Source organism: Pseudomonas sp. HS6-2 (assembly GCF_049325675.2).
GTDB classification, from domain to species: Bacteria; Pseudomonadota; Gammaproteobacteria; order Pseudomonadales; family Pseudomonadaceae; genus Aquipseudomonas; species Aquipseudomonas putida_N.
The window spans coordinates 5,834,226-5,845,803 of sequence record NZ_CM143906.1; the positions used below are offsets into that span (position 1 = coordinate 5,834,226).

12 protein-coding genes are annotated in these 11,578 nt (G+C 63.7%); 4 read left to right on the forward strand and 8 right to left on the reverse strand.

Annotation, left to right across the window (positions count from 1 at the left end):
• Nucleotides 1-159 precede the first annotated feature (159 nt).
• From ACOKS3_RS27380 to bioB, 7 genes are all read right to left on the reverse strand, one after another.
• Nucleotides 160-1,965, reverse strand: a complete 1,806-nt coding sequence (locus ACOKS3_RS27380; RefSeq protein ID WP_103448698.1) for a phenylacyl-CoA dehydrogenase — start codon at nucleotides 1,963-1,965, stop codon at nucleotides 160-162.
• Between the two features lie 295 nt (nucleotides 1,966-2,260).
• Nucleotides 2,261-2,557, reverse strand: a complete 297-nt coding sequence (locus tag ACOKS3_RS27385; RefSeq protein ID WP_103448697.1) for a pyrroloquinoline quinone biosynthesis protein PqqE — start codon at nucleotides 2,555-2,557, stop codon at nucleotides 2,261-2,263.
• Nucleotides 2,558-2,681: 124 nt separating this feature from the next.
• Entirely contained in the window at nucleotides 2,682-3,362 is a 681-nt protein-coding gene (gene bioD, locus ACOKS3_RS27390) for a dethiobiotin synthase (protein ID WP_103448696.1), read from the reverse strand.
• A 10-nt stretch (nucleotides 3,363-3,372) separates the two neighbouring features.
• Nucleotides 3,373-4,191 carry a malonyl-ACP O-methyltransferase BioC gene (gene bioC, locus ACOKS3_RS27395; protein ID WP_422764572.1) on the reverse strand — a complete coding sequence of 273 codons (819 nt, stop codon included), beginning with the start codon at nucleotides 4,189-4,191 and terminating at the stop codon, nucleotides 3,373-3,375.
• On the reverse strand, nucleotides 4,184-4,915 hold the full coding sequence (locus ACOKS3_RS27400; RefSeq protein WP_103448694.1) for an alpha/beta fold hydrolase: 732 nt from the start codon (nucleotides 4,913-4,915) through the stop codon (nucleotides 4,184-4,186). The genes bioC and ACOKS3_RS27400 overlap by 8 nt, the downstream gene beginning before the upstream one ends.
• Complete coding sequence (gene bioF, locus ACOKS3_RS27405; RefSeq protein ID WP_422764571.1) at nucleotides 4,908-6,080, reverse strand: 8-amino-7-oxononanoate synthase; 1,173 nt, start codon at nucleotides 6,078-6,080, stop codon at nucleotides 4,908-4,910. Before bioF ends, ACOKS3_RS27400 begins: the two co-directional genes overlap by 8 nt.
• A gap of 1 nt (nucleotide 6,081) precedes the next feature.
• A complete protein-coding gene (gene bioB / locus ACOKS3_RS27410) occupies nucleotides 6,082-7,140 on the reverse strand; it encodes a biotin synthase BioB (protein ID WP_103448692.1) in 1,059 nt (352 codons plus the stop codon).
• A gap of 89 nt (nucleotides 7,141-7,229) precedes the next feature.
• Between bioB and ACOKS3_RS27415 the strand changes: the two genes are divergently transcribed.
• The 4 genes from ACOKS3_RS27415 (at nucleotide 7,230) to rarD (ending at nucleotide 10,797) form a co-directional block, all read left to right on the forward strand.
• Nucleotides 7,230-7,967 carry a ComF family protein gene (locus ACOKS3_RS27415; protein WP_103448691.1) on the forward strand — a complete coding sequence of 246 codons (738 nt, stop codon included), beginning with the start codon at nucleotides 7,230-7,232 and terminating at the stop codon, nucleotides 7,965-7,967.
• A gap of 27 nt (nucleotides 7,968-7,994) precedes the next feature.
• A complete protein-coding gene (locus tag ACOKS3_RS27420) occupies nucleotides 7,995-8,759 on the forward strand; it encodes a TOBE domain-containing protein (protein WP_103448690.1) in 765 nt (254 codons plus the stop codon).
• 111 nt (nucleotides 8,760-8,870) lie between these two features.
• On the forward strand, nucleotides 8,871-9,845 hold the full coding sequence (locus ACOKS3_RS27425) for a serine/threonine protein kinase (protein ID WP_422764570.1): 975 nt from the start codon (nucleotides 8,871-8,873) through the stop codon (nucleotides 9,843-9,845).
• A 64-nt stretch (nucleotides 9,846-9,909) separates the two neighbouring features.
• Nucleotides 9,910-10,797, forward strand: a complete 888-nt coding sequence (gene rarD / locus ACOKS3_RS27430; protein ID WP_103448688.1) for an EamA family transporter RarD — start codon at nucleotides 9,910-9,912, stop codon at nucleotides 10,795-10,797.
• A 248-nt stretch (nucleotides 10,798-11,045) separates the two neighbouring features.
• Here the strand turns inward: rarD and ACOKS3_RS27435 are convergent, their stop codons facing one another.
• Entirely contained in the window at nucleotides 11,046-11,564 is a 519-nt protein-coding gene (locus ACOKS3_RS27435; RefSeq protein ID WP_103448687.1) for a glycine cleavage system transcriptional repressor, read from the reverse strand.
• Between the last annotated feature and the right edge of the window lie 14 nt (nucleotides 11,565-11,578).

The following is an 11,578-nucleotide window of genomic DNA, read 5'->3' on the forward strand; positions in this document are numbered from 1 at the left end:
GAGCGAAAGCGATACGCGCACGAAAGTTGCGCTGCGCCAGCCATGCTTATTTAAAAGTGCTGAAACAACAACGACAGGCCCGAGCAGCTCTGATTAAATTTAAAGCAAAACAAAACGCCGCTCACTAGGAGCGGCGTTTTTTCAGTAGCTCACCAGGGCTTAGTAACCCAGCGAGAAGTCTTCTTCTTTCATGTCCATCAGGTTGTTGGCGCCCGACAACATGGTGGCCACGTGAGCACGGGTGCGCGGCAGGATGCGCTGGAAGTAGAAGCGCGCGGTCTGCAGCTTGGCCGTGTAGAAGCCTTCTTCGCTGGTGCCGGCAGCCAGTTTTTCAGCCGCCAGGCGGGCGATGTCAGCCCAGAAGTAAGCCAGGCACGCATAGCCGGAATACATCAGGTAATCCACCGACGCAGCACCGACTTCCTCACGGTCCTTCATCGCAGCCATGCCCACTTTCATGGTCAGCTCGCCCCACTCCTTGTTCAGCGCAGCCAATGGCTGGACGAACTCCTTGACCGCGTCATTGCCTTCCTGCGCCTGGCAGAACTTGTGCACGATCTTGGTGAAGCCCTTGAGCGCTTCGCCCTGGGTCATCAGTACCTTGCGGCCCAGCAGGTCGAGGGCCTGGATGCCGGTGGTGCCTTCGTACAGCATGGAGATGCGGCTGTCGCGCACGTTCTGCTCCATGCCCCACTCGGCGATGAAGCCATGGCCGCCGTAGATCTGCACACCGTGGTTGGCAGCCTCGAAGCCGACCTCGGTCATGAAAGCCTTGGCGATCGGGGTCAGGAACGCCAGCAGGGCGTCGGCCTTCTTGCGCTCTTCCTCATCCTGGCTGTACTTGACGATGTCCACCTGCTTGGCGGTGAAGTACACCATCGCGCGGTTGCCCTCAGCGAAGGCCTTCATAGTCAGCAGCATGCGACGCACGTCCGGGTGGACGATGATCGGGTCAGCGGCTTTGTCCGGTGCTTTCGGGCCGGTCAGGGAACGCATCTGCAGGCGTTCACGGGCGTATTTCAGGCCGCCCTGGAAGGCCACTTCGGCGTGGGCCAGGCCCTGCAGCGCAGTCCCCAGGCGTGCGGTGTTCATGAAGGTGAACATGCAGTTCAGGCCTTTGTTGGCCGGGCCGATCAGGTAGCCGGTGGCAGCGTCGAAGTTCATCACGCAGGTGGCGTTGCCGTGGATGCCCATCTTGTGCTCGATCGAGCCACAGCTCACGCCGTTGCGCTCACCCACGCCGCCTTCGGCGTTGGGCAGGAACTTCGGCACGATGAACAGCGAGATACCTTTGGTGCCCGCCGGAGCATCCGGCAGACGCGCCAGCACGATGTGGACGATGTTGTCGGCCATGTCGTGTTCGCCGGCCGAGATGAAGATCTTGGTGCCGGAGACTTTGTAGCTGCCGTCGGCCTGTGGCTCGGCCTTGGTGCGCAGCATGCCCAGGTCAGTACCGCAGTGTGGCTCGGTCAGGCACATGGTGCCGGTCCACTCGCCGGACACCAGCTTGGTCAGGTAGGTGTGCTGCTGCTCGGCGGTGCCGTGGGCGGAGATGGTGTTCATCGCGCCGTGGGACAGGCCTGGGTACATGCCCCACGACCAGTTGGCACCACCGACCATTTCGCTCAGGGCCAGGCCGAGCGACTCTGGCAGGCCCTGGCCGCCGTGCTCGACGTCGTGCGCGAGGCTCGGCCAGCCACCTTCCACGAACTGCTCGTAGGCCGCCTTGAAACCGGTCGGGGTCTTCACGCCCGACTCGCTCCAGGTACAGCCTTCCTGGTCACCGACACGGTTCAGCGGCGACAGCACCTGCTCACAGAACTTCGCGCCTTCTTCCAGGATTGCGTCGACCATGTCCGGTGTGGCGTCCTGGCAACCCGGCAGGCTCTGATAGTGCGCCTCGTAGCCGAGCAGCTCGTCGCGAACGAAACGAATATCACGCAAGGGGGCTTTGTAATCAGGCATTGCGATGAACCTCTGTGATGAGTTCGGTAGGGGACCGCTGATACCGACCAGCGCTTGTCGGCTTTCGGTCAAACAGTTGTTTGAAACTTACGTTTAGGACCGCCCGATGTCAAGGAGGGACTATAGTGCCATTTACGCCGCGAAAGATGGCGTTTATGCCATTTCGTGAAACCGCAGGCAGAAACGACTGTGGGAGCCGGTTTACCCGCGAAAGGGCCAGCCCGAGATCAGAGATTTCGGGTGGACGCATTCGCGGGTAAACCGGCTCCCACAGGGTTCGCCAAGGAGGCTGGAGTCAGGCGTAGGTATCGATGAACCGCCCGAGCATTTCGTCGGAAGCCTTGGCCACCTTGGCGCCGAGTTCGACCTCGGTCTTGCCCAGGTTCAATTGCACGGTGCTGGTTGCCAGGTCCATCTGCTGGCTGCGGTCGACCCCACGCAGGCGCTCGGCCTGGAAGTCGCTGGACTGGCTGGTGGCGGCGCGCTCGACCGAGGCATTGGCGATCTGCCCGGCGGCCTGATCGACGCGGTTCTGGCCGTTGTAGATGGCGTTGAGGCCGGCGTAGTACGCGGTGCTGCCGGTGATTTCCATGTCAGAACTCCAATGACGCTGGATATGAACAGGGCTAATTAAAGCAGGCCAGGCGCGAAAAGGCCCGTTTAAATCCCTAATGGCCCACTGCTACTTGATAGGCCATGGGCATACCTGCCAACGCTCAATCCAGCAAGTCGAGTTGCAGGTGCTCCGCCACGGCATCCGCCGTAGCGTGCTTGAGCTTCGGCACCCGTCCCAGGCACGGCGCTGGCAAACGCTCGGCCAGGCTGGCCAGGTTTTCCTCCAGCCGCGAAGTCCGCGGTTCGATGATGTTCGCTACCCAACCCGCCAGCTGCAGCCCGTCCCGGGCAATGGCTTCGGCACTGAGCAGCGCATGGTTTATGCAACCCAGGCGCACCCCGACCACCAGAATCACCGGCAGCTTGAGGGCAATTGCCAGGTCCGACAGGTTGGCGTGGTTGGACAATGGCACCCGCCAACCGCCCGCACCTTCGACCAGGGTGAAGTCTGCCCTCTGGTCCAGCACATGGCGCATGGCCCTGGACAACACGGCGACTTCCAGCGCAACACCCGCCTCCCGGGCAGCCACGTGCGGTGCAATGGCCGGTTCGAAGGCAAACGGGTTGACCTCTTCGTAGGCGAGCTTGACCGAGCTTTCGTCGATCAGCGCCTGGGCATCACTGTTGCGCAGGCCCTTGGCCGTCATCGTGCAACCTGAAGCAACCGGCTTCGCGCCCAAGGTACTCAGCCCCTGCAACCGTGCCGCATGCAGCAGCCCCGCGGCGATGGTGGTCTTGCCGACATCGGTGTCGGTCCCGGCTATGAAATAGGCCTGGCTCATGTCGCTCCTCTCATGCCTGTGGCTTGCGCAACACACCATAGACCACCTGATAGGTGGCTGGCAGCCCCTGGGGCTGGCGAAACGCTTCATAGGCCTGCAACAGGCCTTGCATGCGCGCACGACCGGTCAGGCCAGAAGGCCGCCCAGGGTTGAGGTTGTGAGCGCCGAGCGCCTTGAGCTCGTGAGTCAGGCTGCGCACATCAGGGTAGTGCAGCACATGGGCCTGACGCTGCAGGCTGACCTGTGCGAGGCCACTGGCTGCACACAGGCGCTGATAGTCTTCAAACCTGCGGAAACGATTGACATGCACCATGCCATCCACCGCCTGCCAGCTGGCACGCAACTCATCGAGCGTACCGACGCACAGGCTGCTGAAGGCCAGCACCCCACCCGGACGCAATACGCGTCGGGCTTCGTCCAGCACGCTGGCGAACTGACCGCACCACTGCACCGCAAGGCTGGTGAATACCAGGTCGACACAGGCATCACGCAGCGGCAGGCGCTCGGCATCGCCGGCCACGTAATACCGCGCCCCAGCCGGCTCACCCCGTGCGTGGCAGAGCATGCCTTCGGCGATATCCACGGCAACTCCGGTTGCCTGGGCAAAACGTTCGCCCAGCACCCGGCTGAAATGCCCCGTGCCACTGCCAAGGTCGAGCCAGCGCGTCGGCGCCATGTCGTCCGGCAACTGGTCCAGCAGGCTAACGCCCACCGCACGTTGCAGGGCCGCAACGCTGTCGTAGCTGGCAGCCGCACGGGAGAAGGAGGCGGCCACTTGGCGCTTGTCCGGCAGCGCACCGGGCAGGTTTGGACGGGAAAGGTCAGTCATCGCCACTCTCATGCAGGAAACTCTTGATGCCCGCCGCCAGCTCCTGTGGATATTCCAGCAGGAAGGCGTGGGAACTGTCTTCGACCAGGCCGACTTCCACGTCGGGTAGCAGCTCGCTCAGCGCTTTGGCCGCCTCGGCCGGCACCAGCGCATCGCTGCCGGCGAACAAGTGCAACTGCGGGCCGCCATAGGCCTGCAGGGCCTCGCGGGTATCGAGCCTGGCAAGCACTTCCAGGCCGGTGGCCAGGTACAGCGGGTCGGTGTCCGGCACGCCGACACCCAGTTGGCGCAGCAGCGTGCGAGGTTGCAGGGCACCATCGCTGCACAGGGTGCGGAAGCGCTTGAGGGTCACCGAGGTGTGGCTGCGGCAACCATCGAGAAACGTGCCGAACGTGTCCTCGGCCATGCCATGTGGCCAATCGGCGCGGGCCACGAAACTGGGGTTGCTGCCCAACGTCAGCAGGCCGCAGCAGTGGTCGCCCCGCTTGCGCGCCAGTTCGCTGGCGAGCATGCCGCCGAGCGACCAGCCACCCAGCCAGGTATCGCTGGGCAACTTGCGGTCAAGGTAGTCTACCCACGCCTGCACATCGGCATCGGCCAGTTCCGGCAGGGGCATCAGTTCGACCTGCAGACGTGCGTCCTGGGCCCGCAGGCTGGCGGCGAGCGGCTCGAGGGCGGCGGTGCCCAGCCCCCAGCCGGGAAGAAGTATCAAACGGTTACGCATCGGCGGCCTCCAGCTGTGGATAACACTCGGCCAATGCATTCAACAATAGCTGTACCTGCGCCTCGCTGTGCGCGGCGCTCAGGGTGACCCGCAGACGGGCGCTGCCAGCAGGCACGGTAGGCGGGCGGATTGCGGTCACCAGCAGGCCGCGGTCACGCAGCATGCGCGACAGCTTGAGGGCCTGGGCACTGTCGCCGATCAGGATCGGCTGGATCGGTGTCGGGCTGTCCATCAGCTGCAGGCCGATTTGCTCGGCGCCCTGGCGGAACTGGCGGATCAGCGCAGCCAGGTGCTCGCGGCGCCAGGTTTCGCGGCGCAGCAGCTCCAGGCTCTTGAGCGTGGCGCAGGCCAGCGCCGGCGGCTGGCTGGTGGTGTAGATATAGGGCCGGGCGAACTGCACCAGTGCTTCGATCAGCTCTTCGCTGCCGGCAACGAAAGCGCCGGCGGTGCCACAGGCCTTGCCCAGGGTGCCGATCAGCACCGGCACGTCGTCGATGCCCAGGCCGAAGTGCTCGACGATGCCGCCACCCTGAGCCCCCAAGGTCCCCAGGCCATGGGCATCGTCGACCATCAGCCAGGCACCGCGGGCGCGGGCCACAGCGGCCAACGCTGGCAGGTCGGCAAGGTCACCGTCCATGCTGAACACGCCGTCGGTGGCAACCAGGGTGTTGCCGGTGGCCTTGCCCAGGCGGCTGGCCAGGCTGGCAGCGTCGTTGTGCAGGTAGCGGCTGAAACGGGCACCACTGAGTAGCCCGCCATCAAGCAGCGACGCGTGGTTCAGGCGGTCCTGCAGCACGGTGTCGCCCTGCCCCACCAGTGCAGTGATGGCGCCAAGGTTGGCCATGTAACCCGTGGAGAACAGCAGCGCACGCGGGCGGCCGGTCAGTTCGGCCAGAGCCTCTTCAACGGCATGATGTGGCGAGCTGTGGCCAATCACCAGGTGCGAGGCTCCACCACCGACCCCCCAGCGCTCGGCGCCAGCCTGCCAGGCAGCGATCACTTCAGGGTGGTTGGCCAGCCCCAGGTAGTCATTGCTGCAGAAGGCCAGCAGGCGCTGGCCATCGACCACGACTTCCGGCCCCTGCGGGCTTTCCAGCAACGGCCGCTGCCGATACAGGTCTGCGGCGCGCCGTTCGGCCAGGCGCGCCGCCAGGTCGAAGGCCATCTCAGACCATTGCTGCGTCGTAGAACAGCTCGCTGCTGCGTTGCTCGACCAAAGCCTGCTCGATGGCCGCCTGGTGCACTTCGTCGGCATGCTCTTCGCGCGCTTCGGGCTTGATGCCCAGGCGGGCGAACAGTTGCATGTCCTTGTCGGCCTGCGGGTTGGCGGTAGTCAGCAGTTTCTCGCCGTAGAAGATCGAGTTGGCGCCAGCCATGAAGGCCAGGGCCTGCATCTGCTCGTTCATCTGCTCACGGCCGGCGGACAGGCGCACGTGCGACTTGGGCATGAGAATACGGGCGACTGCCAGCATGCGGATGAAGTCAAACGGGTCGACGTCTTCTTCCTCGGCCAGCGGGGTGCCAGCAACCTTGACCAGCATGTTGATCGGCACCGACTCCGGGTGCTCGGGCAGGTTGGCCAGCTGGATCAAGAGGCCAGCGCGGTCGTCCAGCGACTCGCCCATGCCGAGGATGCCGCCAGAGCAGATCTTCATGCCGGCATCGCGCACGTAGGCCAGGGTTTGCAGGCGTTCGCCGTAGGTGCGGGTGGTGATAATGCTGCCGTAGAACTCAGGCGAGGTATCGAGGTTGTGGTTGTAGTAGTCCAGGCCGGCCTGGGCCAGGGCCACGGTCTGCTCCTGGTCGAGCTTGCCGAGGGTCATGCAGGTTTCCAGGCCCATGGCCTTTACGCCTTTGACCATCTCCAGCACGTAAGGCATGTCCTTGGCCGACGGGTGCTTCCAGGCCGCACCCATGCAGAAGCGGGTGGAACCGATGGCTTTGGCGCGAGCAGCTTCCTCGAGCACCTTCTGCACTTCCATCAGCTTCTGTTTTTCCAGCCCGGTGTTGTAGTGGCCGGACTGCGGACAATATTTGCAATCTTCCGGGCAGGCACCGGTCTTGATCGAAAGCAGCGTCGAAACCTGTACGCGGTTCGGGTCGAAATGCGCGCGATGCACGGTCTGCGCCTGGAACAGCAGGTCATTGAATGGCTGCTGGAACAGTGCCTTGACCTCAGGCAGGGACCAGTCGTGACGTGTTGTTGCAGTTGTGCTGGCGCTCATCGGCGTTTCCTTGTTTAGGCTGTAACTGGCGCCGAGGCACAAGTGCCCGCCAGCGCATCACGGTTAGCTCGCATAGTCATGGAAGGCCTATGAACTGTCAACCTTGGTTAAAAGCACTGGTTTACAAGTGTATAAATATTAATCACACCTGCTTGCTGTGCGGTGAACTCGCCGAACAGCGCTACCCGCTGTGTGTCGCCTGCGAGCAGGAACTTCCGTGGCTCGATGAACATTGCCTGCGCTGCGCCCTGCCCTTGCCGATGGCCGGCCTGATCTGCGCCCAGTGCAACCGCCGCCCGCCGGCTTTCGATCAGGTTGTCGCGCCTTGGCACTATGGGTTCCCGCTGGACACGCTGATCAGCCGTTTCAAGCACAACGGTCAATGGCCGCTGGGCCGGTTGATGGCTGAAATGCTCGGCCTCAATTTGCACCATCGCTACCAGGATGGCCTGGCCAGGCCAGACTTGCTGTTGCCTGTCCCGCTGGCCCGGCGTCGACTGCGCGAGCGCGGTTTCAACCAGGCCGGCATGCTCGGGCGGTGGCTGTCGAAGGCCCTGGCTATCGAATGTGATGAGCGGTTGTTGCTGCGCACACGCGAAACACCGGCACAACAGAACCTCGATGCCCGGGCACGCCGAGGCAACCTGCGCGAGGCTTTCGCGCTGGCCAGCGCGGCATCGCTCAAGGGCAGCCACGTGGCCGTGGTCGATGACGTGTTGACCACCGGCGCCACCGCGCAGGCTGTCGCGCAACTGCTGCAAGAGGCCGGCGCACGCAGGGTCGATGTGTATTGCCTGGCACGCACGGCAAAACCGGGGCAAGCTTGAGGGGTCAGTTCCAGATAGGCGCCACCCATGTCCCTGCCCGCACTCCTCACCCAGCACATTGCCCGCCGCCCGCAGCGCATCGCCCTGCTCCAGCACATCGCCGAACAAGGCTCGATCACCCGCGCGGCCAAGGCTGCCGGCATCAGCTACAAGGCTGCCTGGGACGCGATCGACGAACTGAACAACCTGGCCAGCCAGCCCTTGGTCGAGCGCAGTACGGGCGGACGTGGCGGCGGTGGCGCAAGGCTCTCGGTAGAAGGTGAACGGGTGCTGCGCCTGTACCAGAAAGTGCAGGCACTGCAGGCACAGATTCTCGAAGCGGCGGAAGAGTCCAGCGACCTTGACCTGCTTGGCCGCCTGATGCTGCGCACCAGCGCACGCAATCAGCTGCAGGGGCAGGTCAGCGGGCTGCGCAGGGAGGGCCGGCATGACCGGGTCAGCCTGGCGCTGGGCGGCGGGCTGGAAATCGACGCATTGATTACCCATGACAGCACGGCGCGGCTAGAACTGACCCTGGGGACCACGGTGATGGCGCTACTCAAGGCCGGATGGGTGCAGTTGCTGGGAGCGGAGGATGAAGCCGAGGCCGGCAGCAATGTGCTCAGCGTCACCGTTGAAGAGGTACTGGCGGATGTGCAGGGCGACAGCGAAGTGCGGCTGGCGCTGGGCAATGGGCAGACGTTGTGTGCATTTGCCGGAGCGCAATGGATGGCCGGAAAGGCTGTCGATGAAGGGAGCAGACTGCGGGTGCAGTTTCATCCTTCCTATGTACTGCTCGGGGTACCGGTTTGACCTGTGCCGTCCTCTTCGCGGGTGACCCCGCGAAGAGGACGGCACAGGCAACATCTGGGCAACTCCCGGAATGGGGTACCATGCCAACACGCCGCCACCCCCGGAGCCCCCATGTCTCACCCCTTCGATACCCTCACCCCCGACCTGGTCCTGGACGCCGTGGAAAGCCTGGGCTATCTCAGCGATGCCCGGGTCCTGGCGCTGAACAGCTACGAGAACCGCGTCTATCAGGTGGGCATCGAAGATTCTCAACCGTTGATCGCCAAGTTCTACCGCCCGGGCCGCTGGAGCGATGCGGCAATTCTCGAAGAGCACCAGTTCACCGCCGAACTCGCCGACTGCGAAGTGCCCGTGGTCGCGCCGCTGCAACACGGCGGCCAGACCCTGTTCGAGCACAAGGGCTTCCGCTTCGCCCTGTTCCCGCGCCGGGGTGGCCACGCGCCGGAGCCCGGCAACCTCGACCAGCTTTACCGCCTCGGCCAGTTGCTCGGCCGTCTGCACGCGGTTGCCGCAACTCGCCCGTTCGAACACCGCGAAACATTGGCTGTGGACAACTTCGGTCACGCTTCACTGCAAACACTCCTGGAGGGCGATTTCGTCCCGCGTGAGTTGCTGCCTGCGTTCGAATCCGTAGCCCGCGAACTGCTCAAGCGGGTCGAAGATATCTACGCACGCACTCCGCATCAGGTGATGCGCCTGCACGGCGACCTGCACCCTGGCAACCTGATGCATCGCGACGACGTCTATCACGTCGTCGACCTGGACGACTGCCGCATGGGCCCGGCCGTGCAGGACCTATGGATGATGCTGGCTGGCAGCCGCGAAGAGCGCCTTGGCCAATTGGCCGAACTGATCGACGGCTACAACGAGTTCCACGACTTCGACCCACGCGAACTGCCACTGATCGAGCCCCTGCGCGCCCTGCGCCAGCTGCACCACAGCGCCTGGCTGGCACGGCGCTGGGATGACCCGGCGTTCCCGCGCAGCTTCCCCTGGTTTGGCCAACCGCGTTACTGGGGTGACCAAATCCTCGCCCTGCGAGAGCAGACGGCGGCTCTGGACGAACAACCATTGAAATTGTTCTAGATAGCCGCAGGGGTCTGTCTACAATAGGCGTCGCTGTATTTAGCTACCTAAGCAAGGATTCTGCATGCAAGCCGCAAACCCGCGTCGCGGGTATATTCTTGGCCTGTCGGCCTACATCATCTGGGGTTTGTTCCCCCTGTATTTCAAAGCCATCCAGAGCGTCCCGGCGGTGGAGATCATCGTCCACCGGGTGCTTTGGTCCGCGTTGTTCGGCTCCCTGCTGCTGCTGGTGTGGAAACACCCAGGCTGGTGGCGCGAGCTGCGCGACAACCCCCGCCGCCTGGCGATTCTGGCCCTGAGCGGGACGCTCATCGCTGCCAACTGGCTGACCTACGTGTGGTCGGTGAACAGCGGTCGCATGCTTGAAGCCAGCCTGGGCTACTACATCAACCCACTGATCAATGTACTGCTGGGCATGCTCCTGCTCGGAGAACGCCTGCGCCGCCTGCAATGGCTGGCCGTGGGCATGGCTGCGGTGGGCGTGGCGCAACAGGTGTGGCAGGTGGGTAGCCTACCGTGGGTGTCGCTGGCGCTGGCATTGACCTTCGGTTTCTATGGGTTGATCCGCAAGCAGGCTCCGGTAGCAGCGCTTCCGGGGCTGGTGGTGGAAACCTGGATGCTGGTGCCACTGGCACTTGGCTGGTTGCTGCTGAACCCCACGGCAGTCAGTGCCCAGAGTGAGTTCTATACCAGCAGCGAAGCACTGTGGCTGATGGCAGCAGGCCCAGTGACGCTGGTGCCGTTGGTCTGCTTCAACGCCGCCGCTCGTCACTTGCCTTATACCACCCTGGGCTTCCTGCAGTACCTGGCGCCAACGCTGGTGCTGCTGCAGGCAGTGCTGCTTTTCGATGAGCATTTGTCTTCGAGCAGCCTGGTGGCCTTCATCTGCATCTGGGCGGGCCTGGCGCTCTACAGCGTCGATGCCTGGTTGAATCTGCGCAAGCGCGCCTGATCAAAAAACGATCAAAACTGCGCAGGCCACGTCGTTCGTGGCCTGTAGCAACCTCTCCAAAGGTTATCCACACCCTCGTCCCCGCGCTTTGTGCACAAGCGACTGATTTTTGCGCGTTTTTTGCCCAAACCTCTGGAAGGCTTGCCGCTCCTGGGCTAGCGAGGTGCGCCCCCAGGTTATCCACAGGGCCTTCCCCGTGAAATCGGGATAACCGCAAGGGGCTGCTTCGCAGCCCCGGCAATCTCGAATCAGTCCTCCGGCCGCAGCTTCAACTCCACCATCAAGTCATCCGCCAGGCTCTCCAGCCTCTGCTGCAGGTCATCCAGAGACAAGGTCAACGGTAGCGCCAGCAGCGCATCGGCATGGAACAGCGGCTCACTGCTCATCGGTGCCGGCCGCACTTCGGTGGTGAAGCGCTCCAGGTTCACGCCCTGGTCCGCCAGCAGGCGGGTGATATCACGCACGATGCCTGGGCGATCATTGCCCACCAGCTCCATGGCAATAGGCTTCCAGGTACATGACGGCTCAATGCCACTCTCGGCGATGAGCACGCGAATATCGTATTGCCCCAGCGCCTGCAGCGACTTCACCAACTCGTCGTAGTTTTCCGCCGGCACCGCCACCCGCAGGATCCCGGCAAACTGCCCGGCCATCCGCGACATGCGGCTCTCCAGCCAGTTGCCGTTATGATCGGCGATGCACTGGGCAATGCGCTCGACCTGGCCGGCCTTGTCCGGGGCAATCACGGTCAGTACAAGATGATCCACAGGCCCTTCCTCTG